The organism is Leisingera sp. SA32 (genome assembly GCF_056033425.1).
The window spans coordinates 172,172-195,723 of sequence record NZ_JBVYHB010000005.1; the positions used below are offsets into that span (position 1 = coordinate 172,172).

Consider the following 23,552-nt stretch of genomic DNA (forward strand, 5'->3'; position numbering starts at 1 on the left):
GACGGGGTGGATAACCGCCTTTTATCAGTGCGTTGCGGGGGCTTCTGGAAACCGCACGTTGGGGTGTTTTTTGTGGGCGCGGTGCGGGCGGCAATTCGGCCATTGACCTGTCGGCGCGGGCGGAACACTGTCGGCCTATGACCACGTCCCTGAAAATATCCCGCGTTCCCCGTGCCTTCGACCCCGATCTGGGGGCGGAAACACGGGCGTTGTTGCCCGCTCTTGCCGGAGAACAGGCAGAGCTGGTGGCGGGGGCCTGCGGGTCCAGCCCGTACCTTAAGGAACTGACCACACGCGAAGCGGACTGGCTGCCCGGCGCGCTGGCGGATCCGCAGGGCGCGCTGGAGGGGGGTCTGGAGGGCTGCAGCGCTTTGGCGGGGGCGGCGGTGAAACCGGGACTTCGCCAGGCCAAGCGGCGCGTGGCGCTGTTGACGGCGCTGTGTGATCTGTCCGGTGGCTGGAGCCTGGAACAGGTGACCGCCGCGCTGACAGATTTCGGTGCGCTAGCGGCGGATGTGGCGATCAAGGCAGAGATCGCGGCCCTGATCCGCCGCAAGAAACTGCCAGGCCTGCGCGAGGAGGACGTGGAGACCGCGGGCGGGCTGACCATCCTGGCGATGGGCAAGATGGGCGCGCATGAGCTGAACTACAGCTCCGACATTGATCTGATCTGCCTGTTCGACGAGACCCGGTTTGATCCCGCTGACTTTTACGAGGCGCGGCAGGCCATGGTGCGCGCCACCAGGAACATGTGCGCCACGCTGAGCGACCGTACCGGTGACGGCTACGTATTCCGCACCGATCTGCGGTTGCGCCCGGATCCGTCCGTCACCCCCGTCTGCCTGGCAATGGAGGCAGCGGAGCGCTACTATGAGAGCCTTGGCCGCACCTGGGAGCGCGCCGCCTATATCAAGGCGCGCGCCTGCGCTGGCGATATCGCGGCCGGGGAGCGTTTTCTGAACGCGCTGCGCCCCTTCGTGTGGCGGCGGCATCTGGACTTTGCGGCCATTCAGGACGCCCATGACATCCGCCTGCGTATCCGCGAGAGCAAGGGCACTGGCGGGGCGCTGTCGGTGCCGGGGCATGATATGAAACTGGGCCGCGGCGGCATCCGCGAGATCGAATTCTTCACCCAGACCCGGCAGTTGATCGCAGGCGGACGCGACGAATCCCTGCGTCGGCGCGGCACCGTCGAGGGGCTTGCGGCGCTGGCGGCCAAGGGCTGGGTGCCGCAGGACGTGGCAGAAACGCTGACCGCCCATTACCGCGCCCACCGCGAGGTGGAGCACCGCATCCAGATGGTGCATGACGCCCAGACACATCAGATGCCGCAGTCCGCCGACGGGATCGCCCGTATTGCCTGCCTGATGGACACCGACCCTGACACACTGCTTGCCGAGACCCGCGCCCGGCTGCAACAGGTGCATGAGCTGACGGAGGGGTTCTTTTCCCCCGGCGCGGCCCCGGCATCGGACACGGCGGCCACCGCCAACGCGGTTGCGGCTGGCGCCGATCTGGATGGCGCCGTCATTGCCCGCTGGCCGACCTATCCCGCGCTGCGCTCCAGCCGCGGTGCGCGGATTTTTGAACGGTTGAAACCCGAACTTCTGGCCCGCGTGGCCCAAACCGCGCAACCGGCTGAAACGCTGGTGGCACTGGACGGTTTCCTGGCCGGGCTGCCGGCGGGCGTACAGCTGTTTTCCCTGTTTGATGCCAATCCGCAGCTGCTGGACCTGCTGGTGGATATTGCCGGCAGCTCGCAGGAGCTGGCCAGCTTCCTGTCGCGCAACTCCTCGGTGTTTGATGCGGTGATTGGCGGATCTTTCTTTGACGACTGGCCCGGGGCCGCGGCCTTGCAGGCAGAGCTTGAGGCCCGGTTGGCGCGGGAAGAGGACTATGAGGCCCGTCTCGACACCGCCCGTCGCTGGGCCAAGGAATGGCATTTCCGCATCGGCGTGCATCACCTGCGCGGGCTGATCGGCGGCCAGCAGGCGGGGGCGCATTATGCAGAGCTGGCCCGCGTGGTGATCGCCGCCCTGACGCCTGCGGTGGTGGCGCAGTTTGCCCGCAAACACGGGCCGCCACCGGGCCGCGGTGCAGCGGTGCTGGCGATGGGCTCGCTGGGGGCAGGGCTGATCCATGCCCAATCCGATCTCGACGTGATCGTGATCTATGATCCCGGTGACGCCGAGATGTCCGAGGGCAAGCGACCGCTGGCGACCCGGCCTTATTATGCCCGGCTGACCCAGGCCTTTGTTACGGCGCTGTCGGCGCCGATGGCGCAGGGGCGGCTTTACGAGGTCGATATGCGGCTGCGTCCCTCTGGCAACCAGGGGCCGGTGGCGGTCAGCCTTGCGGGCTTTACCAGCTATCAGGAGAACGAGGCCTGGATCTGGGAACATCTCGCCCTGACGCGCGCCCGTGTTGTGGCGGGCGAAGCGAGCCTTGCCGCCGAGATCGAGACGTTCCGCAAATCTTTTCTGTCGCAGCCACGCCCGGTGGCCAAGGTCCTGGGAGAGGTGGCCCGGATGCGCGCGCGACTGGCCGGCGCCAAACCGGCCAAGGGCATCTGGGACGCCAAGAACGGCGCAGGGCGGATGATGGACATCGAACTACTGTCGCAAGCCGGCGCGCTGACCTCCGGATCTTCGGCGCGGGACGTGCGTTCGGGGCTGGACGGGGCGGTTGCAGCCGGGTGGCTGGGCGCTGCGGACGCCGAGTATCTGAGCGACAGCTACGCCCTGTTCTGGCAGGTCCAAAGTGCAGCGCGGCTGGTGTCGACCAAGCCGATTGACAGCGACACCCTCGGCGAAGGCGGCGCGCGCTTCCTGTGCCGTACCAGCGGGCATGACCAGCTGGCGGCTCTGGAGCAGGCGCTGAAAACACGATATATCGGCAGTGCGGAGCGGATCGACGCCGCCTTGAAGATGGAGGGGACGGATGCAGAGTAGGACTGAACAGGACCCGCGCGGGCTGATCTACGAGGCCTATCGGATCGACGGCATCACCGACGACCAATGCCGCAGCATCTTTTTCGACTGGGCTCTGGGCATGGATGCGGCGCGGGACAGCCGCAGCGACATCCAGGTGCTGTTGCAGCGCTACGGCGACGCGCAGCCGGATCACCCGATGACGGCGGTGTTGCGCGATGGCCTGCAATCCGCCGCGCCGCCGCGCCGCCGCGGCGGTTGGCGCTCGCGCCCGCGGCCGGGCAAGGCGCTTAGCTGAGCTTCGCCGAAGCCTTTTGCCCGTTCGCGGCTCTTTCCCTGGCGGGCACATGCAGCTAAGAGAAGGCCATGATAGCCTCCCCTGATGCGCTGCAGCGCCCCCGTGTGAAAATGAAACCCAAATCCAACGCCCGCGCCATCCGGCACGGGTTCCCTTGGGTTTATGCCAACGAACTGGTCACAGACCGGCGCACGCGCAAGCTGGCGCCCGGCACGCTGGCGGTGCTCGAGGATGAGGCGCAGACCCCTTTGGGGCTGGTGGCGGTCAACCCCGACAGCAAGATCATCGCCCGGATGCTGGACCGCTACCCCGAGGCGCAGATCACCCAAGACTGGTTTGCTCGCCGTCTGCGCCGCGCGCTGGAGATGCGCGAACGGCTGTATGACGCGCCGTTCTACCGGCTGGTGCATGCGGAATCCGACGGCCTGCCTGGCGTGGTGATCGACCGGTTCGGCGCGGCCTGCGTGGTGCAGCCCAATGCGGCCTGGGCCGAGGTTCATCTGGAGCAGCTGACCGCCGCTTTGGCTGAGGTTACCGGCGCGACCGTGATCCTGAAAAACGCATCCGGCCGCACCCGCGCGCTGGAGGGGCTGGACGATGAAAACCAGACCCTGCTGGGTGACACTCCCACGGCTCCGCTGCCGGTGCAGATGAATGGCGCGACCTATATGGCCGATCTGACCGGCGGGCAGAAAACCGGTTTGTTCTATGACCAGCGGGAAAACCACGGCTTTGCCGCCCGGCTGACCGCGCCCGGCGCCAAGGTGCTGGATGTGTTTTCCCACGTGGGTGGCTTTGGTCTGGCGATGCTGGCGAAGGGGGCCGCCCATGCGACCTGCGTCGATGGCTCTGCCGCGGCGCTGGAGCTGGCCGCAAAAGGCGCCGACGCCAGCGGTCATGGCGACCGCTTTACCGCCCGGCTGGGCGATGCCTTTGAGGTGCTGACGGCCCTGGGCGAGGAGGGCGCCCAATTTGATGTGGTGATCTGCGATCCGCCCGCTTTTGCACCCTCGAAACCGGCGCTGGAGGCTGGGCTGCGCGCCTATGAACGCATCGCCAAACTGGCCGCGCCCTTGGTGGCACCGGGGGGCTATCTGGGCCTGTGCAGCTGCTCGCACGCGGCGGATCTGTCGAAGTTCCGAAATGCGTCGGCCCGCGGCATCGGCCGGGGCGGGCGCCGCGGCGCGCTGATCCACACCGGCTATGCCGGCCCCGACCATCCGCAGCTGCCGCAGCTGGCCGAAAGCGGCTATCTCAAATCCGTGTTCTTCCGGTTGGACTGAACGGATGCGCAAGCTGCTGCTCGACACCTGCGTGCTGTACCCCACGGTGATGCGCGAGATGCTGCTTGGCGCGGCCCGGCTGGGGCATTTTGCGCCGCTATGGTCGGCCCGCATCCTGGGCGAGTGGGAGCGCGCGGCCCTGAAACTGGGGCCCGAAGGCGCGGCGCAGGCCAAGGCGGACATCGTCCTGGCCCGCACCGCCTTTCCAGCGGCTGAGGTTGCCGCCGCGCCGGGCGTCGAGGCACGTCTGTGGCTGCCGGATGCGGCTGACATTCACGTGCTGGCTGCTGCCATCGCAGGCCATGCAGAGGCGATCGTCACCGTCAACAACAAGGACTTCCCCCGCCATACCTTGGCCGAGGAAGGACTGGAGCGCATCGGCCCGGATCAGCTGCTCTATGATCTTTGGCTGGCCGATGCAGACGGGCTGGAGCGGCTGGGGGCAGATGTGCTGGCTGAGGCGAACCGTCTTTCAGGCAGCGGCTGGGAGATCCGCCCGCTGCTGAAAAAGGCCCGCCTGCCACGGCTGGCCAAGGCGCTGGCCAGTGCATGAATCGCCCCGGACCGGCGCCGCTCAGGCGCCGCTGAGGATCTCCGCGGCAATTTCAAAGGAACGCAGCCGCGCGGCGTGATCGTGGATCTGTCCGGTCAGGATGACCTCATCCGGCTGGTACTGGGCGATAAGCTGCGCCAGCTCTGTGCGGACCGTGTTGCGGCTGCCGGTGGCGGAAATCTGCAACATCGCGTTCACCCCGGCTAAGACCTGCGGCGGCAGCACGGCGGCGATATCATCCACCGGCGCTGGCAGCTTGCCGGGGGTGCCCAACCGCAGCCGGGCAAAGGCCTGCTGCATGGTGGTGCGCAGGCGCAGCGCCTCGGCATCGGTCTCTGCCGCAAAGACATTGATCGCCATCATCGCATGCGGCTGCGCCAGCATCGCGGAGGGGCGGAACTGGCTGCGATAGACCGCCAAAGCCTGCTCCAGCGCGGGCGGCGCAAAATGCGACGCAAAGGCATAAGGCAGCCCCAGCGCCGCCGCCAGCTGCGCCCCATACAGCGACGAGCCGAGGATCCACACCGGCACCTCGGTGCCTTCGCCGGGGATGGCCCGCAAGGCTGCGCCGTCGCGGCGCGGCGCGAGGTAGCCGATCAGCTCCTGCACGTCCTCGGGAAAGTGGTCGCCCGCGCCACCATCCGCCCTGTCCAGGCCGCGCCGCATCGCGCGCATCGCCGCCATGTCGGTCCCAGGCGCGCGCCCCAGCCCCAGATCGATCCGGGGGCCGTGAATTTCCGCAAGCGTGCCAAAGGCTTCGGCCACCATGTAGGGCGCGTGGTTGGGCAGCATGATGCCGCCTGCACCAATCCGCATGGTCTGGGTCGCCTGCGCTACATGGCCCATCATCACCGCCGTTGCGGCGCTGGCAATGCCGGGCATGTTGTGATGCTCGGCCAGCCAGAACCGGTGATAGCCCCAGCCTTCCGCATGGGCGGCCAGATCGGCACTGTTGCGCAGCGCGGCGGCGGTGGTCTGCCCTTCGGGCACCGGGGCGAGGTCGAGAACGGAATAGCGCATGGGAACCTTCTTCTTGCTGGAATGTTTACATGTGCATGTTTTTTCCCGGTGCAAGGGCGAGGTCGTAAAAACCGCTGTGGTTCAGGGCAAGGCGCGCGGAAGGGTCTGTCAGCTCTTCTGCCACCTGGCCTCCAGCCGTTCCAGCGCGGCGATGCGCTCTTCGGTCTTGGGGTGGCTCATCAGCCAGGCCGGGGCCATGCCGGCGCGGGCCTGGGTCAGCTCTTCAAGTTTGTGAAACAGGCTTTTCTGCGCAGCCAACCCGATGCCCGCCTTGGTCAGCAGGGCGGCCGCGTATTCGTCGGCTTCATACTCATCGCCGCGCGACAGCCGCGCGGCCAGCAGATTGGCCAGCATCGCGGCGATCCATGGGCCGACAAAGGGAATGTAGCGCCCCAGCAGCAGCATCAGCGCGGTGCGCAGCGCGTTCTGGCCGGAGAAGTCGATCATCCGCTTGCGCGCATGCCCCAGCGCCACGTGGCCCAGCTCATGGGCGATGACGCTGGCCAGTTCCTCGGCGCTGACCTCTCCGTTCTGGTATTTGCGGAAAAAACCGCGGGTGATGAAGATCCGCCCGTCAGGCGCGGCGAGCCCGTTCACCGGGTCGACCTCGTAGATATGCACCGGAATGCGGGCTATCCCCAGGGCGGCCGCAAGCCGGTCGGTCAGCTGCTTCAGCCTTGGGTCCGCCAGCTCGGTTGAGCGCTGGTCCAGTTCACGGTGGGTGCGCCATACGGATATCCGGTACATCACGAGGGCATAGAGAACGGCCAGCAGGATCGGGGTGAGGCGCAGCATGGCTTAGATATGGGGGCTTTGCGGGTCGGGCTCAAGCGTAAAGCGTGTATCGCGTCATTTGCTGCCGGGCACCGTCCGCGCCGCGCCCCAGCGCGGCGCCCGGCCCAACGGGCGCGGCGCATGTGTCATGCGCCAGCACCGGGCGGGAGCCTCGGCGGGACAAGCGCCACGGAGCTACAGCGCCAATGCGGGTGCGGTGCCGGATACTTCCAGTTCCCAGACCGCGGACCATGCGCCGTCACGACGCTCCAGCGTCAGGTAGTTGCGCTCGGCCACATAACGGTGTGCCTGTCCGGGGATCTTGCAAATGCGGATGGGATGGCCCGGCAGTGGCGCATCCCCAAGCCACGACAACGCCCCCAGCACCCGCGCCCAGGCCCGTGGCGGCGCACGGTGTGCAATGCCCGAGGCGACCAGCTGGTGCAGCAGCTTGCCGTCGCCCAGCGGCATCTCGCCCCGCGTGGCCAGGTGGATCTCGCCCGAGAGCGCGGTGACCTGCTGGTGGTCTTGCGCCGCCATGTCCCGCAGCATCCGCAGCATCCGCCGCCACGACGCCCGGTGCGCGCGGCTTTGCCACTGGTCACGCAGGTCGTCCTCATATGTCTGCATCTTGGGCGTCAGCACCATCAGCAGCTCCAGCAGCGACAGTCGCGGCCCCAGCAGTGGCACGCTGGACAGGATCAGCGTGCGCCCCGCAGCCGGGCGTCCCGCCGCGGCCTTCATCATCCGCCAGCCGCCGCGCGCCATCACCCGTCGGCGGCTGCGCTCGCTGCGCAGGTCCGGCGCCAGCAGGCGCAGCCCTGGTGCCTCGATGCACCAGCCAAGGTGGCTGCCTTCGGGGTCGGCAAAGCGCGGCGGCAGGTCCCCGTCGGTGCAGCCGTGCTGGAACAGCAGCGCCGCCTCGCGCGCGGCAGCAAACAGCGTCTGGCCCACCGGAGAGTAGGTGCGCGATCGCGGCAGCGAGCCCCAACCGTCGCAGATGTCATGGTCGTCCCACTGCATCAGCGACGGCACGCGGGCAGCGATCCAGGCGACCTCCGGTGCGCTGTAAACCGCGCGGTAGCGTTGCAGGAACCGCTCGCGCAGATGGCGGTGCAGCCCTGCCAGATCCTCGCGGCTGGGATCGCGCGGAACACGGTCGGGCCAGCCCTTGCTCAGTGAATGGCCCTGGGTCACCTCATCCGCATAGACCTGATCCCCACCGTGCAGCAGCAGGCAGAATGGCTGGTTGGCATGTTCGCGCGCCATATGCGCCCACATGGCGTTGCGCTCATCGCCTTTGCGGTCCAGGTCGCCATGTTCCTCGCCATTGCAGGAGGCAAAGGCGATGCGCAGATCCGCCGCCGCATCCCCCAGCCCGCCTGCCAGCTCAAAGGTGGTGCCGTTCCAGCTGTAGGTAGAGGGTCGCGCGGCGGGCAGGCTGAAGCGGGCGCGCAGCACAGCGTGGTCGGTGTAGTTCGCAATCACCACGGGGCGGGTTTCGCGCCCGGCATGGCGCAGCGGCGGCAGCCGCTGCCCCTTGGGCGCAATGAACAGTGCGGCAAGCTGCAACTGCCCCTGCTGGAGACTGTCAAGGATCAGGATCGGGCCAATTGTGGAGGTCGTGCTGCTCATGTCAGGTTCAGACCTAGGCTGGGGCCACCAAGCATTCAACCGCGCCGGTGCCGCTCTCGTGCCCGAATAGTCGTTGCACCGTTTGCCGCAGGCCAAGCCCAAATCCGGCAGACGGTTCTGGCGTCAGCAAGCGCGAGCGCGGCTGCGAGAGAGCGTGTTTACCGTGTCAGTGCCGACAGGGCCCGCTCTAGCGCGACAGCGCGCGCATGCCGCGCTCCAGACCGTCCAGGGTCATCGGCACCATGGCGCCGTCGAAAATCTCGCGGATCATGCCAATCGACTGGGTGTAGTCCCAGTATTTCTCCGGCACCGGGTTGATCCACAGGTTTGCGGACCAGGCATCGCGCGCGCGCTGCAGCCAAACCTGGCCCGCTTCCTCGTTCCAATGCTCGTTGGCTCCACCGGCATAGGCGATTTCGTAGGGGCTCATGGAGGCGTCGCCGACAAAGATGCATTTGTAGTCCGGCCCATAGGTGCGCAGCACCTCATGGGTGGGGATCTTTTCCGCCCAGCGGCGGCGATTGTCGCGCCATACGCCCTCGTACAGGCAATTGTGGAAGTAGTAGTATTCCAGGTGCTTGAACTCGGCGCGCGCGGCGGAGAACAGCTCCTCCACCACCTTGATATGCGGGTCCATAGAGCCGCCGACGTCGAGAAACAGCAGCACCTTCGCCGCATTATGGCGCTCGGGCCGGGTCTTTACGTCAAGATAGCCGTGTTCGGCGGTGGAGCGGATGGTGCTGTCCAGATCCAGCTCCTCCTGCGCGCCCTCGCGCACCCAGCGGCGCAGCCGTTTCAGCGCCACCTTGATGTTGCGGGTGCCCAGTTCAACATCACCGTCGAGGTTCTTGAACTCCCGCTTGTCCCAGACCTTGACCGCGCGCTGGTGGCGGCTTTTGTCCTGCCCGATGCGCACCCCTTCGGGGTTGTATCCATAGGCGCCAAAGGGCGAGGTGCCGGCGGTGCCGATCCATTTGCTGCCGCCCTGGTGGCGGCCCTGCTGTTCCTTCAGGCGCTCCTTCAGCGTCTCCATCAGCTTGTCGAAGCCGCCCATGGCATCGATCTCGGCTTGTTCCTCTGGCGAGAGGTGCTTCTCCGCCATCTTGCGCAGCCAGTCCTCGGGGATATCGACGGCCTCCATCACCGCCTCTGGCGGGATCGCCTCCAACCCCACGAATGTGGCGGCAAAGGCGCGGTCGAAGCGATCGATGTGGCGTTCGTCCTTCACCATCACGGCCCGGGCGAGGAAATAGAAGGCCTCGATGTCATAGGTGACCAGCCCTGCCTTCATCCCTTCGAGGAAGGTCAGGTATTCGCGCAAAGACACCGGGATGGCGGCGGCGCGCAGGTTTTCAAAGAAGGGCTGGAACATGGCGGGCGTCTCCGGTCAGGCCAGCAACCGGTGCGTCAGCATGGTGACCAGCAGGCCCAGAATACCAAAGACGATGGCATAGACAGCCCCATATTGCAGCATGTCCAGAGTATTGCCGCCACGTTTGCGGGCCTTCACGGCGCCCAGCAAGGCCCCCAGCAGCAAGCCGCCAATTACGATCATGTCATGTTCCGTCTTCTGTTGTTGTCGCTGTTGCCCTAAGGCCGACGCGGTGCCAGCGGCCGCAGCGAGGCGATATCCTCCAGCCGCGCCTTGACCTGCCAATCCGCGCCATAGCCGTATCGCGCCCACCCGAGGCTGTCCAGCCTGACCCGGCGCGCGTCCGCCACCTGTCCGGTCAGTTCCAGCGCCTCGGCCTTCAGCATCAGCAGCGTCGACAGCAGGGCAGCGCTTTCATGGGCGGCTGCGGTCGCGGCGGCGGGGTCCAGCCGCGCCAGCGCCGCCGCACCACGCCCCAAGGCGATGTCCTGTGCGGCCAGTTGCACCGCCAGCTTGGCCTGATGCAGCGCAGTGCCGGGGTCGCCTTGCAGGAAACGCTCGGCGGTCCGGTAATGCTGCTGCGCCAGCTGGGGTGCGCGTGGTTGCAACGTGCGCCCCAGCATATAGTGGCTGAGCGCGCGGCGGTGGTCCTGCCAGCCGAGGTCGCGGGCGATGGCGGCCGCCTGGTTCGCGGCGCGGCTGCGCGCCCGCAGCGGGGCGCCGGGATCCAGCGCCTGTTCGAAAGCCTCGATCCAGCTGCGCGGCGTGGGTGGCAGCCAGCGGCTGGCATGCTGTGCGCCGCCGGGGTTCATTCGCGCCAGGATCGCGGGCAGCCGGGCGGCCACGTCGGCGCGGCTCATGCCGGTGCGCAGCTCCGGCGCGTAGGTCATCCGCAATATCAGCATGTCAAAGCCAGTCAGCACCGCATGCACATTGTCGTCGTTGAAGATCGAATCCGGCAACCGGTACAGATCGTTCAGTGGTCCGATCGCCTGGGCCAGTTCCTCGTGCAGGCAATCGCGGACCTCTTGCAGGCTGACGTCGTTGGGGATGAAGATTGCCAGTTTCTCGCGGCGGCGCAGCAGAGACCAGCGCGTGGAAGGGTTGCGTCGGTTGCGCCGGTATTCGGCCAGTGACGACACGTTCGGCACCACGAAACAGGCCGCCTTTGGCAGGGCGCGGCGGATCTTGGCACGCGACACCGACTGAATGGTGATCCGGGCGGCTGTGTCGGTGGAAGAGCGGCCAAGCAGGCGAATGTCAATGCCGGCTTCCTGCCGCAGACGGGTCAGAAGCGCGGCCAGTTCGCGGTTGAACCCCGGCGCCGGGTCCCCCGTCACGCGCAGCGTGATCGGCGTCTCGAAGCGGGTGAATTGGGGCAGGCTGGCACCGCCTTCCAGCTCGAAATGTAGATCCAGAAAATCCCGGGCGATGTCGGTGTTGGAGCGTTGCGGCGCCGCGGCGCGGCGTGGCGTGAAGACCTTGACCGGCGGCAGCACCAGCGCCCTGCTGACCTCGCGGCTGTTCGGGTCCACCCGCGCAGTTGACGCGTCACAGCCCGCCAGCACCAGCGCCGCCAGCGCCGCCGTGCCAATACGCAACAGGCGACGGATGCCGCTGACGGGGCGGGCCGTTTGGCAGGTTGTAGAGCGGGCTGCAATCCGGGATTTCACGGGGGCGTCAGCGGGCAATCAGGCGTCTCCTATCGGCCCGGCAGTGGCGGCCCGGCATCCTTGCCATCCGTGATAGGCGAAGGGGCGGGCAATGAGAAGCAAAACTGCCCGCCGCCGCGCCGCGCCGGTCAGCGACGCCCCCGCGCCATAAAGGCGAGCCGCTCGAACAGATGCACGTCCTGCTCGTTCTTCAACAGCGCCCCATGCAGTTTCGGCAACGCATCGGCGCCATCGCGGGCGATGTCCTCGGGGCTCAGATCCTCCGCCAGCAGCAGCTTCAGCCAGTCGATCACCTCCGAGGTCGAGGGCTTTTTCTTCAAGCCTTGCGTCTCGCGGATTTCGTAGAACTGGGTCAGCGCGGCGGTCAGCAGTGCGTCCTTGATGCCGGGGTGGTGCACCGCAACGATCTTCTTCATCGTCTCGGCGTCCGGAAAGCGGATGTAATGGAAGAAGCAGCGGCGCAGGAAAGCGTCGGGCAGCTCTTTTTCATTGTTGGAGGTGATGATGATCACCGGCCGGTGCCGGGCGCGGATGGTCTCGCCGGTCTCGTAGACGTGGAACTCCATCTTGTCGAGCTCCTGCAACAGGTCGTTTGGGAACTCGATGTCGGCTTTGTCGATCTCGTCGATCAGCAGCACGACGCGCTCATCCGCCTCGAAGGCCTGCCACAGCTTGCCTTTCTTGATGTAATTCGCCACGTCATGCACGCGTTCGTCGCCCAGCTGGCTGTCGCGCAGGCGGCTGACGGCGTCATATTCATACAGACCCTGCTGGGCGCGGGTGGTGGATTTGACGTTCCACTCGATCATCCGCAGCCCCAGTGCTGCCGCCACTTGCTTGGCCAGCTCCGTCTTGCCGGTGCCCGGTTCGCCCTTGACCAGCAAGGGGCGCTCCAGCGTGACCGCCGCATTGACCGCAACTTTCAGGTCGTCGGTGGCGACATATTCCTTAGTACCTTGAAACTTCATATCTTTCCCGTTCCGGTCCTGATCACGGGGCACAGGCCCCCTTGTTGGCATTCTTTTAACCAAACCGCGCTACTATTGTGTAGTGACATTCCTGCCCGATAGGGATAAACGCAGCGGCAGAGGGGGAGCCACAATGTTCAGGTGTAGATTATGACCAGCATTATGGGCCAGACCGAAGGAGCCGCAATGAAGCAAGAAGTGTTTCTGCCGGACGACTACCGCCCGGCCGAAGATGAGCCGTTCATGAACGAACGGCAGCTTGAGTATTTCCGACGTAAGCTATTGCATTGGAAAGAGGAACTGCTTTCTGACAGCCGCGATACAATCGAAGGGCTGCAAGACAACACTCGAAATATTCCGGATGTTGCCGACCGGGCCAGCGAAGAGACTGACCGCGCGTTGGAACTGCGCACACGCGACCGTCAGCGCAAGCTGGTGGCCAAGATCGACGCCGCGCTGCGTCGCATAGACGAGGGTGAATACGGCTATTGCGAAGTGACCGGTGATCCGATTTCGCTGAAACGCCTGGATGCCCGGCCGATCGCCACCATGAGCCTTGAGGCACAGGAACGGCATGAACGTCGCGAAAAGGTCCACCGCGACGACTGATTGGCTAAAATTGCGTCAAAAATGAAAGAAACCTGAACGCCGGGGGCTTTTGCTCCGGCGTTTTTTGTTTCATTTGGTGCAGGCTTGCAACACGGCGGGACCACATGGAACTCAAAGGCCTCAAGATCACCATCATCGGCTCCGGCATTGGCGGGCTGACCGCCGCGCTGGCGCTGCGCGGGTTGGGGGCATCCGTCACCGTGCTGGAGCAGGCAAGCGCCATCACCGAAGTCGGCGCGGGCCTTCAGATCAGCCCCAATGGCGTCGCGGTTTTGCGGGCGCTGGGGCTGGCGGATGACCTGGCCTGGTGTTCGCAGCGCGCGCGCGCGGTGGTTTTGCGCAGTCATCGCCGTGGGGCTGAGGTGCTGCGGCTGGATCTGGATCAATACGCCGCCGGGCTGCCCTATTACATGGTGCACCGGTCGGATCTGATCGGCCTGCTGGCCGCCGCCGCCCGCCGCGCAGGCGTCCAGGTGCGCCTGCTGCAAAGGGTTGATCGGGTCGAAGCCGGTCGTCAGCCGGTGGTGCATCTGGGCAATGGCGCCCAATGTGGCGGCGACTTGGTGGTTGGCGCCGACGGGCTGCACTCCAAGGCGCGGGCGGCCCTGAACGGCGCCGATCAGCCGGTCTTCACCGGCCAGTTGGCCTGGCGCGCCACCGTGCCCAACCACCTGAACCTGCCGCCGGAGGCGCAAGTCTTCATGGGGCCGGGGCGTCATCTGGTGGCCTATCCGTTGCGGGATGGCAGCCTGGTCAACCTGGTGGCAGTGCAGGCGCGCCGCAGCTGGGTGGAGGAGGGCTGGCACATCCACGATGACCCGGCAAATCTGCGCGCTGCCTTCACCGGTTTTGGGGGCAAGGCCGCAGCGCTGCTGGAAGCGGTGGAGGACGTGAGGTTGTGGGGGCTGTTCCGGCATCCGGTGGCGGCCAGCTGGCATCAGGGCCATGTGGCGATTCTGGGCGATGCGGCGCATCCGACGCTGCCCTTCATGGCGCAGGGGGCCAACCTGGCGCTGGAGGACGCCTGGGTGCTGGCGCGCGCATTGGCAGAGGCGCCGGGGGTGGACAGCGGCCTGGCGCTCTACCAGCAGCGCCGCTGCGAGCGGGCGGAAAAGGTGGTGCAGGCCGCCAGCCGCAATGCCTGGAAGTACCACCTGCGCGCGCCGCTCAACTGGCCGGCGCATCAGGTGCTGAAACTCGCCGGGTGGGTCGCGCCGGAGCGCATTGTCAGCCAATTCGATTGGATCTACCGCCACGATGTGACCGTGTGAGTAGGCGCATCTGGCAGGACGTCCGGCAACAGGTCGGCGGCGTGCTCCCGCCCCTGATCAGTGGTATTGCATGACCCTGGCAGTGTTGGGCGTGGCGCCGCGCTGACGCGCGGCGCGGGCGCGCCTTACAGGTCCAGCTCCACCCAGACCGGCACGTGGTCCGAGGGTTTTTCGCGCCCCCGCACATCCTTGTCGATCTGGCAATCCAGCAGCAGGTCCGCCGCCTGCGGGGTCAGCAGGAAATGGTCGATGCGGATGCCGTCATTGCGGTTCCAGGCGCCCGCCTGATAATCCCAGAAGGAATAATGCCCCGGTCCCGGATGCCGGGCGCGAAAGGCCTCGGTGAAGCCAAGGTTGACAATACGCTGATAGGCGGCGCGGCTTTCGGGGCGATGCAGCGCGTCCTCCACCCAGGCTTCGGGGCGTTTGGCGTCCTCTGGCTGGGGAATGATGTTGTAATCACCAGCCATCAGCGCAGGCATCTCCATCGCCAACAGCGCCGCGGCGCGCCCCTTCAGCCGTTCCATCCAAGCCAGCTTGTAGGCGTATTTGCCGCCCTCAACCGGCGCGCCGTCGGCGTCCAGTTCAACCGGGTTGCCGTTGGGCAGGTACAAACCGCAGATGCGGATCGCCTGCTGGCCCACCACCGTGGCTTCGATCCAGCGCGCCTGTTCGTCGCTGTCATCTCCGGGCAGGCCCCGGCGCACGTCCTCCAACGGTAATTTCGACAGGATCGCCACGCCGTTAAAGCTCTTCTGGCCGTGGGTTTCGACGTTATAGCCGCGCTCCTCAAACAACTCGCGCGGGAAGGCTTCATCGACCGATTTGATCTCCTGCAACACCACCACATCGGGCTGTGCCTCATCGAGCCAATCTGGCAGCGCCTGGGCGCGGGCCTTGATGCCATTGATGTTGAACGTGGCGATTTTCATGGCTTGCCTCCGGCGCATGGTGCTGTATTCCCACGCCGATCTATCGCCCAATCGCGGCGCCGGGGCAAGGTGAATGCGCCTCCTGCCACGGCCGGTTCGAATCGCCCCAGCCGCTGAGCTTTGGGCTGGTTCCCGCGCAACTGCAAAGCGCAAATCGATCGCAGCCGCGCGCCTTTGCAACCTTGGGCGTGTGAATAACTCAGACCGCCAGCTGTGGACTAATCGAATTAACATAAACCCCGCAAACCGCAGTCCTTCCAAGCTCATGTGAGTAACCGCATTGAGTGCAATCTATCACTAAGAATCTACTTTGAGTTGCGCGTCCGGCGTGCAAGCGTCAGTGGGCTACTGGTTCAAAAACAGCGAGGTTCCCCATGTCTGCACTGCGTAAAGTTACCGATCTGCCTGCGTCGCACACGCCCGCCCAGTCGTTGCCGGAAGGGTGTCTGCATGCCGGTGACGGGGTTGAGATGTTCTCCTCCGGCTCGGCTCCGCACCTGACGGCGGACACCTGTCTTGGTGACGGCGTCGGCTGCTTTTCTTCCGGCTCTGTACCGGCGATGCATCACACCGAAACGGTAGCCGGCGCCGGGGTGGGGCTGTTCTCCTCCGGGTCTGCGCCTGCCGCTACGCCAGCCTCGGCGCGGATTGACGCGGGCGCGGCCACCGGGCTGTTTTCCTCGGGCAGTTAACTGGCCTGTCAGGCGCTTGGGCCCGCCCAGAAACGGACCAGCCGCCTGACGACGTATCCGGTGCTGCCGGACCTGACGTCGGCCAAGCCGCTCAGGCAGTATGCCGACGTCTTTTCTTTGAACACCTGGCGGATCGGTCGGCATGTCACTGGCCAGCCGCCCGGCTCAGACGAGGTGCCAATGGCCCAGATCATTCCGCTTTCCCCTGCATTTCCCGCTGCAGCGACCCAGGCCGCCAGTGCGGCTGTGGCCAGCACCGATGGTATGGCCGGGGCGGCGGCACAGCTGGCTTTGGTCGAGGCTTTCGCGCGCGATCGCCGCCGGGTTGAGGATGTGTTCTGGCTCAAGGAAAATGCCGAACTGTTGAACATCCTGCAATGCACCGGGCATCACTTCGACAGCGATTCGCTCGCGGTTCTGACGCCGTACTACGACGCTGCGCCGCGGCAACTTAGCTTCTTTCGACAATACTATCGGTTCATCCTTTCCATCTGTCTCGACCTGGAGGATCTGGGGCTGGACGGGGCGCATGGTGCGCAGATGGCGCAATGGGTCGCAGCGCAGGGGTTGGTTCAGGGGGAGCTGTCGGATCTCCAGCGCGCCGAGGCCCGGCGTCTGCTGGCGCGCCGCGGTGTGGAGATCCACGACCCTTGGCTTGACGACCGCCTGCGGGCCTTTGTGTCGCGACCGCAAACCTTTGCCATTCCAAACAAAAAAGCTGCTTACGAGCTGACGCATATCGTCTTCTACCTGTCAGGTTACGGCCAGTGGGACCCGGATCTGCCGGGGCGGGCGCGTACCAGTCTGGTGTATGCCGGCCTGGTGGCATTTCTGGATCAGGACGCCGATCTGCTGGCCGAAGTCTGTATCGCCATGCGCTATGCCGGCCATGAACCACCGGCGCAGTGGGAGGCCTGGCTGGACCGGAGGTTGACAGGGTTCTCACTTGCAGAAGGTGAGTTTTTTGGTGTGCATGATGACTATCACGCGTACTTTGTGCTGAACTGGCTGATGTTGGTGTCGGGGCGCCGGGCATTTCGCCATCCGGTGCCGCGGTCTGCCGGGCCTCTGACGGGTACAACGGCGCGCGGGCCGGGCGAGAACGGGATGCTGCGGGGGGTGCATGTCTCTGCTCCACAGGGGGGAAGTATTTTGAAACAGCTGTCCGATGCCGTTTATACGGCGGGACCAACACCGCCGGACTGGGCGTCCGTCAAGGCGCGCAGCCAAGGCATGCTGGGCGCGCAGGACCGTCGGCTGCTGATGGCCGCCGAACACAGCTGTGCCGATTTTGCGGCCTTTTTTGCGTGTTTTGCCCGCGTAGGCACCGCCGCCCCGTCATGAGCAGCATCCGGGGGTACAGTCTGGCGGGTGCGGGTCTGGCGCTGATGTATACCGGGCTGATTGCCTCGGCCGACGGGATCACCAAGGTGCTGGCGGGGGGGTACGGACCTGTGCAGATCTACGCGCTGTCGGGCGCATTGGTGGCGGGGTTTTGCGTGCTGGCCGACCGGCTGCCGGGGCAGCGCCGCGGCTTTGCGACCTGCTGCCCGCGGGCGATGGCGCTGCGCAGCCTGGCCACGGTTGCGGCGGCAGTCTGCTTTTTTCTGGCGTTTCGCCTGCTTCCCTTTGCGGAGGTTTTTGTCTTCATCGGCCTGATGCCATTGCTGGCCGGGGCGATGTCCGGGCTGCTGCTGAAGGAGCGGGTGCGCCCGGCGGCCTGGTTGGCGTTGCTGGCGGGCTTTGCGGGGGTTCTGTTTCTGTTTCCGGCTGGTGTTGCAGCCGTGTCGGCGGGGCATCTGCTGGCCCTCGCGGCGGCGGTGGCGGGAACGTTCTCTATGACGATGGCGCGCTACATCGGCCGTTATGAGACCAAGGCGCTGGCGCAAGTGTTCTATCCGAACCTGAGCCTGTGTGTGGTGATGCTGGGGGGGCTGCCCTTAGTGTGGGTGCCAATGCCGCTGGCCGATGCCGCGTGGGTCCTGGGCTATGCAGGGCTGCTGTTCGGCGCCCGCTGGCTGCTGGTCACGGCGCTGCGGCTGCTGGCGTCATATGTGGTGACGCCATTGCTGAACCTGCAATTTTTGTGGATGGCCCTCATCGGCGCATGGGGATTTGGCGAGTATCCGCCGCTAACCACCTATGCCGGGGGGCTGATCGTGATCGGCTCCGGCCTTTACCTGATCTGGGATCAATTCGCAGGGTCGAAGCCCGTCGGGCGGTCATCGGCGGGGTCATCGGCTGGCCGGTTGCGCACGGACCCCTGAGAAGCGGTGGCGCGTGCGCCTACATCGAAAAGGACGTGCCGCAGCCGCAGCTGGAGGTGGCGTTGGGGTTTTCGATGGTAAAGCGCGCGCCAATCAGCTCTTCGGTGAAATCGATCACCGCGTTTTCCAGAAACGGCAGCGACACGGTGTCGACCACGACCTTCTCCCCCTGGCCCTCAAGCACCAGGTCATCCGGCTTGGCTTCATCCAGCGCGATCTCGTACTGAAAGCCGGAACAGCCGCCGCCCTCCACCGCGATGCGCAGCGCCTGTCCTTGTTCGGCGGCGCCGATTTCGGCCAGCCGGGCAAAGGCGCGGTCGGTCACTTTGGGGGGCAGTTGCATGTCTTTTCTCCGCGGGCTCAGGTTGCAGCGCAAAGCATTATATAGAAAGGTGCCTTTCACGCGGCAAGATGTAGTGCCCGATCCAGAGGGAAAAGATTTCTGATGCATGCACCTTATGCCACCATGCCGGACCGCAGCCGCGGACGCCAGGTCGCCGAAGAGGAGAGCTCCTTTCGCTCCCCCTATCAGCGCGACCGGGACCGGATCATTCATGCCAGCGCCTTCCGGCGGCTGAAGCACAAGACGCAGGTGTTTGTCGAACATGAGGGCGACAATTACCGCACCCGGCTGACCCACTCGATCGAAGTGGGGCAGGTGGGGCGCACCATTGCCGGTGCGCTCGGGCTGAACCAGGAGCTGACAGAGGCGGTGGCGCTGGCGCATGATCTGGGGCACACGCCCTTTGGCCACACCGGCGAGGACGCATTGCATGCGCTGATGGCGCCCTACGGCGGCTTTGACCACAACGCCCAGGCGATCCGCATCGTGACCCGGCTGGAACGCCATTATGCCGCCTTTGACGGGTTGAACCTGACCTGGGAAACTCTTGAGGCGATTGCAAAACACAATGGCCCGGTGGTGGGAGAACTGCCCTGGGCGCTGGCGGAATGCAATGCAGAGATCGACCTGGAACTGCACAGCCATGCCAGCGCCGAGGCGCAGGTGGCGGCGTTGTCGGATGACATCGCCTACAACAACCACGACCTGCAGGACGGTCTGCGGGCGGGGCTGTTCAGCGATGCGGACATCGCCGACCTGCCGCTGATCGGGCCGTGCTATGCCGAGGTGGACCGGCGCTATCCCGGGCTGGAGGAAAACCGCCGCCGCCATGAGGCGCTGCGCCGCTTCTTTGGCGTGCTGGTGGGGGATGTGATCGACACCGCGCGGGCCACCCTCGCCGATAGCGGTGTGCAATCGGTGGAGGATGTGCGGGCGCTGGGGCGGCCGGTGGTCACCTTCTCTGATCCGCTGTGGCAGGATCTGAAGGAGGTGCGCGCGTTTCTGTTCACCCGCATGTACCGCGCGCCTTCGGTGATGGAGAAGCGGGTGAAGGTCGCCAGCGTCGTCGAGGCGCTGTTTCCGCATTTTCTGGAAAACCCGCAGGACATGCCGGAGCCATGGCACGCCGAGATCGCAGCCGCACAGGACCGCACCGCGCTGGCGCGGATCGTCTCGGACTATATCGCGGGCATGACCGACCGTTTCGCGTTGCAGCAGTATGAGCGGCTGTTCGAAACCCCGGTTGAGGTGTAACGTCGCCAGGGGGCACCTCCGGCGGGGGAACTGGCCCTAAGCGCGCTGCATGGTTGGCCCTATGCGCTTACGGTGCCTTGACGTTACTCCGCCGAGAGAGCTGCAAAGGGGGAAGATCATGGCGCGCTGGACGGTCACATTCACGGACGGGCCGCAGATGGACTGGATCCGCGGTGACAAGGCGCGTCGCGCAGCGCATGTCGCTTTCGTGCGGGCGCATCCAGAATTGCAGATCGGCGGCGCCTTGGCGATGCGACCGATGCAGGATTTCCCCGGCGCCATCTGGAACGTCGAGGCCGACACCCGGCAGGATGTGGAACGGCTGATCCGGCAGGATCCTTACTTCAGCGATGCGCTGCGCAGCTACCGGATCCGGCGCTGGGGCACCGCCGCGGCCTTGCACGCCACGCGCGGCTGACCCAGCAGCATCCGGCGCAGAACAATGGCCGGACCGCCGCAATTCCTGGGCCAATCGTGCCCGGTTCAGGGGCGGGTGGCGGCAAACCTGTTGCCCTGCCTGTTGACCCTGCCTCTGGCCCCCGGTATCCGCCTCTGTGAACATATGGGACGCCAGATATGAACCTCTTTACCGATATCCGCTCGCTCGTGATGGACAGCCTGACCGCAATGACCGCGGAAGGCGCGCTGCCAGAGGGGCTCGATTTTTCCAACGTCGCGGTGGAGCCGCCGCGCGATGCCGCACATGGTGACATGGCCACCAATGCCGCCATGGTGCTGGCCAAACCGGCCAGGATGAAACCCCGTGACATCGCCGAGGCGCTGGCGGCCAAGCTGGCAGCGGACGCGCGTGTCACCTCGGCCGAAGTGGCCGGTCCCGGCTTTTTGAACCTGCGGCTGGCGCCGGGCCTGTGGCAGGATGTGCTGAAATCCATCCTGGACGCGGGCACGGATTTCGGCCGCTCCGACATGGGCGCGGGCAAGCGCGTGAACGTGGAATATGTCTCCGCCAACCCAACCGGCCCCTTGCATGTGGGCCACACCCGCGGTGCGGTGTTTGGCGATGCGCTGGCGTCGCTGCTGGCCTATGCCGGCTATGACGTGACGCGCGAGTATTACATCAACGACGGTGGCGGCCAGGTCGACGTGCTGGCCCGCTCTGTCTACCTGCGCTACCTGGAGGCGCACGGGCAGGAGGTGGCCTTTGCCGATGGCACCTATCCCGGTGACTATCTGAAGCCGGTGGGGCAGGCGCTGAAGGACAAGGTGGGTGACGCCTACGTCGGCAAGGGCGAGGACGTCTGGCTGGCGGAGGTGCGTGAATTTTCCACCGATGCGATGATGGGGCTGATCCGCGAAGATCTGGCACAGCTGGGCATCGAGATGGACAAGTTCTACTCCGAGAAGTCGCTCTATGGCACCGGCAAGATCGAGGCGGCGCTGGCCAGCCTTGAGGCCAAGGGGCTCATCTATCAGGGCGTGCTGGAGCCGCCCAAGGGCAAGAAGCCCGATGATTGGGAGCCGCGCGAGCAGACCTTGTTCAAGTCCACCGATCACGGCGACGATGTTGACCGCGCGGTGAAAAAATCGGACGGCGCCTGGACCTATTTCGCCCCCGATATTGCCTATCACTACGACAAGGTGGAGCGCGGCTTTGACGAGTTGATCGACATCTTCGGCGCTGACCACGGCGGCTACGTCAAGCGGATGAAGGCAGCCGTGTCGGCGCTGTCCGATGGCCGGGTGCCGCTGGACATCAAGCTGTGCCAGCTGGTCAAGCTGTTCAAGGACGGCCAGGAATTCAAGATGTCCAAACGCGCGGGCACCTTTGTCACCCTGCGCGACGTGGTGGATGCGGTGGGCGCGGATGTGACCCGCTTCATGCTGCTGACGCGCAAGAACGATCAGGGTTTCGACTTTGATCTGGACAAGGCGCTGGAGCAGTCCAAGGACAACCCGGTTTTCTACGTGCAATACGCCAACGCGCGGATCTGCTCGACGCTGCGCAAGGCGGACACGCAGGGCATCGCGGCGGATGACGCGGCGCTCAAGGCAGCGGATTTGAGCCTGATTGCGGACCCTGCGCAGCTGGCGGTGGCCAAGAAGCTGGCCGAATGGCCGCGCCAGGTCGAGATCGCCGCGCGCACCCATGAACCGCACCGCGTGGCCTTCTATCTGTATGATCTGGCGTCGGAATTGCACGGGCTGTACCACCTCGGCAAGTCGCAGGAAAATTTACGTTTTGTTAACGAGAGCAGCCAAACGGCAACACATGCGAATTTGGCTTTGGCCAAGGCCGTTTCCGTTGTCATTTCTGCTGGGCTTGGTATTCTTGGCGTCAAACCGGCAGAAGAGATGCGATAACCACGAGGGGCAGTCGCTCCTCTTGGGATAAATCCCACATTCCGCTGGTGTGAGGCAGTTCAAGAGACCTGGAAAGCAGCGCCCACAGTGGCGCTGCCGTACCGGGCAGTGAGGCGGAAAATGGCGTACTTTGCGCAGGCAGGCCAAGGGCGTGCCTTTACCCAAGGTGATGTTCAGGAACAGGAAACCGCAGCGGCCGGTCCCTATGGGCAGGGCCATGCGGCGGGCTATCAGCAGCAACAGCCATATGGGTATTCGTCGGTGTCTCAGGCGCCGCACGCGCAGGGGGGGCAGCCAGAGCAGACCTATGCGGGGCCGGGCGCAGAGCCGCATTACACCTACGCCGAACCGGACGATTATGGCTATCTGCCACAGCCCGCCGGTCGCGCCCGCGCGGGCATGTCGCGCTCGCTCAGCCTGCTGGGCGCCGTGGCCTCTGTGGCGCTGGTCGTCGGCGTTGGATTCTGGGGCTACAAGCTGGTCATCCGCGACGTCAGCGGCGTGCCGGTCGTGCGTGCGGCTGAGGGGCCGATGCGCGAACAACCCGCCAATCCCGGCGGCGCCCAGGCCGATCATCAGGGGCTGGCAGTGAATGCCGTGGCGGCGCAGGGCAGTGCCGCCGCGCCTGCAGACCGGCTCACCCTGGCCCCTGCGGCCATTGAGCTGACGGAAGATGACAAGCCCCAGGCGCTGTTGAGCGCACAGACGACCCCGCAGCAGGCCGCGCCGCAGTCATCCACGGCCGCGCCCGTCAGCGAGGCGGCGGTGGCCTCCTTCCAGAACGGCGATATCGACGCGCTGGTGGCCGAACTCGCCGCCGAGGCCGAAAGCCTGTCGGCGGCCACCCCGGCGTCGGCCCCCGCCATTGTCCAGCCGGAGCCGTTGCGCCCGGCCTTGGCCGAAGCGGCAAAGATCTCGCCCGCGCTGTTGAATGCACCGGGTGTCAAACGCTCACTGCGCCCGCCAACGCGCCCGGCGCGGATTACTCGGACCGCTGCTGCCGCCCCCGCGGTCGCAGCCAGCCGCGCCACCTTGGATGTGGATCCGGCAACGCTGCCCGCGGGCACCCGTCTGGCACAGCTCGGGGCTTATGAAAGCGCCGAAATCGCTCGCGCGGAATGGGACCGCATCTATGCCCGCTTCTCCGATTATCTGGAGGGCAAGCAGCGGGTGATCCAGCGCGCGACCAGCGGTGGCCGCACCTTTTATCGGCTGCGGGCGATGGGCTTTGAGGGGCTGTCGGACACCCGGCGGTTCTGCTCGGCGCTGGTGGCTGGTGACGCGGACTGCATTCCTGTAACCACGCGCTGACAGCCATCCGGTTCGCCGCTGGCGGGGCCGCACAGCAGGAGGCAG

General features: G+C 65.8%; 22 protein-coding genes. 13 read left to right on the top strand and 9 right to left on the bottom strand.

Annotated features, from left to right (window positions below):
* Positions 1-137: 137 nt before the first annotated feature.
* From AC0IPL_RS10030 to AC0IPL_RS10045, 4 genes are all read left to right on the top strand, one after another.
* The gene (locus AC0IPL_RS10030) at positions 138-2,951 is read left to right on the top strand and encodes a bifunctional [glutamine synthetase] adenylyltransferase/[glutamine synthetase]-adenylyl-L-tyrosine phosphorylase (protein ID WP_474274107.1); all 2,814 of its coding nucleotides are present in this window, start codon (positions 138-140) and stop codon (positions 2,949-2,951) included.
* A complete protein-coding gene (locus tag AC0IPL_RS10035; protein ID WP_474274109.1) occupies positions 2,941-3,228 on the top strand; it encodes a hypothetical protein in 288 nt (95 codons plus the stop codon). Before AC0IPL_RS10030 ends, AC0IPL_RS10035 begins: the two co-directional genes overlap by 11 nt.
* 68 nt (positions 3,229-3,296) lie before the next feature.
* Positions 3,297-4,511 carry an RSP_2647 family RNA methyltransferase gene (locus AC0IPL_RS10040; RefSeq protein ID WP_474274111.1) on the top strand — a complete coding sequence of 405 codons (1,215 nt, stop codon included), beginning with the start codon at positions 3,297-3,299 and terminating at the stop codon, positions 4,509-4,511.
* A 4-nt stretch (positions 4,512-4,515) separates the two neighbouring features.
* Positions 4,516-5,064 carry an RSP_2648 family PIN domain-containing protein gene (locus AC0IPL_RS10045; protein WP_474274112.1) on the top strand — a complete coding sequence of 183 codons (549 nt, stop codon included), beginning with the start codon at positions 4,516-4,518 and terminating at the stop codon, positions 5,062-5,064.
* Positions 5,065-5,085: 21 nt separating this feature from the next.
* On the opposite strand, the gene AC0IPL_RS10050 is transcribed toward AC0IPL_RS10045, so the two are convergent.
* The 7 genes from AC0IPL_RS10050 to AC0IPL_RS10080 form a co-directional block, all read right to left on the bottom strand.
* Positions 5,086-6,084 (bottom strand): LLM class flavin-dependent oxidoreductase, encoded by a 999-nt coding sequence (locus AC0IPL_RS10050; protein WP_474274114.1) that lies wholly within the window; start codon positions 6,082-6,084, stop codon positions 5,086-5,088.
* 108 nt (positions 6,085-6,192) lie between these two features.
* The gene (locus AC0IPL_RS10055) at positions 6,193-6,879 is read right to left on the bottom strand and encodes a M48 family metallopeptidase (RefSeq protein ID WP_474274116.1); all 687 of its coding nucleotides are present in this window, start codon (positions 6,877-6,879) and stop codon (positions 6,193-6,195) included.
* Between the two features lie 174 nt (positions 6,880-7,053).
* On the bottom strand, positions 7,054-8,493 hold the full coding sequence (locus tag AC0IPL_RS10060; protein ID WP_474274118.1) for an alkaline phosphatase D family protein: 1,440 nt from the start codon (positions 8,491-8,493) through the stop codon (positions 7,054-7,056).
* Between the two features lie 187 nt (positions 8,494-8,680).
* On the bottom strand, positions 8,681-9,865 hold the full coding sequence (locus tag AC0IPL_RS10065) for a vWA domain-containing protein (RefSeq protein ID WP_474274121.1): 1,185 nt from the start codon (positions 9,863-9,865) through the stop codon (positions 8,681-8,683).
* Positions 9,866-9,880: 15 nt separating this feature from the next.
* Entirely contained in the window at positions 9,881-10,048 is a 168-nt protein-coding gene (locus tag AC0IPL_RS10070; RefSeq protein WP_474274122.1) for a hypothetical protein, read from the bottom strand.
* 35 nt (positions 10,049-10,083) lie between these two features.
* On the bottom strand, positions 10,084-11,556 hold the full coding sequence (locus AC0IPL_RS10075) for a DUF2927 domain-containing protein (protein ID WP_474274123.1): 1,473 nt from the start codon (positions 11,554-11,556) through the stop codon (positions 10,084-10,086).
* Between the two features lie 110 nt (positions 11,557-11,666).
* A complete protein-coding gene (locus AC0IPL_RS10080) occupies positions 11,667-12,506 on the bottom strand; it encodes an AAA family ATPase (RefSeq protein WP_474274125.1) in 840 nt (279 codons plus the stop codon).
* A gap of 186 nt (positions 12,507-12,692) precedes the next feature.
* On the opposite strand from AC0IPL_RS10080, the gene dksA reads away from it, so the two are divergent.
* Complete coding sequence (gene dksA / locus AC0IPL_RS10085) at positions 12,693-13,115, top strand: RNA polymerase-binding protein DksA (protein ID WP_474274261.1); 423 nt, start codon at positions 12,693-12,695, stop codon at positions 13,113-13,115.
* 104 nt (positions 13,116-13,219) lie between these two features.
* A complete protein-coding gene (locus AC0IPL_RS10090) occupies positions 13,220-14,386 on the top strand; it encodes an FAD-dependent monooxygenase (RefSeq protein WP_474274126.1) in 1,167 nt (388 codons plus the stop codon).
* Positions 14,387-14,511: 125 nt separating this feature from the next.
* Here the strand turns inward: AC0IPL_RS10090 and xth are convergent, their stop codons facing one another.
* Positions 14,512-15,318: an exodeoxyribonuclease III gene (xth, locus tag AC0IPL_RS10095; RefSeq protein ID WP_474274128.1), complete on the bottom strand. Its 807-nt coding sequence runs from the start codon at positions 15,316-15,318 to the stop codon at positions 14,512-14,514.
* Between the two features lie 374 nt (positions 15,319-15,692).
* On the opposite strand from xth, the gene AC0IPL_RS10100 reads away from it, so the two are divergent.
* From AC0IPL_RS10100 to AC0IPL_RS10110, 3 genes are all read left to right on the top strand, one after another.
* Positions 15,693-16,010 (top strand): hypothetical protein, encoded by a 318-nt coding sequence (locus tag AC0IPL_RS10100; protein WP_474274130.1) that lies wholly within the window; start codon positions 15,693-15,695, stop codon positions 16,008-16,010.
* A gap of 180 nt (positions 16,011-16,190) precedes the next feature.
* Positions 16,191-17,354, top strand: a complete 1,164-nt coding sequence (locus AC0IPL_RS10105) for a DUF6902 family protein (protein WP_474274132.1) — start codon at positions 16,191-16,193, stop codon at positions 17,352-17,354.
* A complete protein-coding gene (locus AC0IPL_RS10110) occupies positions 17,351-18,277 on the top strand; it encodes a DMT family transporter (protein ID WP_474274134.1) in 927 nt (308 codons plus the stop codon). The genes AC0IPL_RS10105 and AC0IPL_RS10110 overlap by 4 nt, the downstream gene beginning before the upstream one ends.
* Before the next feature lie 19 nt (positions 18,278-18,296).
* Here AC0IPL_RS10110 and AC0IPL_RS10115 read toward each other — a convergent pair whose 3' ends face one another.
* A complete protein-coding gene (locus AC0IPL_RS10115) occupies positions 18,297-18,620 on the bottom strand; it encodes a HesB/IscA family protein (RefSeq protein ID WP_474274135.1) in 324 nt (107 codons plus the stop codon).
* 102 nt (positions 18,621-18,722) lie between these two features.
* On the opposite strand from AC0IPL_RS10115, the gene AC0IPL_RS10120 reads away from it, so the two are divergent.
* From AC0IPL_RS10120 to AC0IPL_RS10135, 4 genes are all read left to right on the top strand, one after another.
* Positions 18,723-19,874, top strand: coding sequence for a deoxyguanosinetriphosphate triphosphohydrolase (locus AC0IPL_RS10120; protein ID WP_474274137.1), 1,152 nt, complete (start codon positions 18,723-18,725; stop codon positions 19,872-19,874).
* A gap of 118 nt (positions 19,875-19,992) precedes the next feature.
* Entirely contained in the window at positions 19,993-20,292 is a 300-nt protein-coding gene (locus tag AC0IPL_RS10125; RefSeq protein ID WP_474274139.1) for a YciI family protein, read from the top strand.
* A gap of 158 nt (positions 20,293-20,450) precedes the next feature.
* A complete protein-coding gene (gene argS, locus AC0IPL_RS10130) occupies positions 20,451-22,196 on the top strand; it encodes an arginine--tRNA ligase (protein ID WP_474274140.1) in 1,746 nt (581 codons plus the stop codon).
* A gap of 120 nt (positions 22,197-22,316) precedes the next feature.
* Complete coding sequence (locus AC0IPL_RS10135; protein ID WP_474274142.1) at positions 22,317-23,507, top strand: SPOR domain-containing protein; 1,191 nt, start codon at positions 22,317-22,319, stop codon at positions 23,505-23,507.
* Positions 23,508-23,552 lie beyond the last annotated feature (45 nt).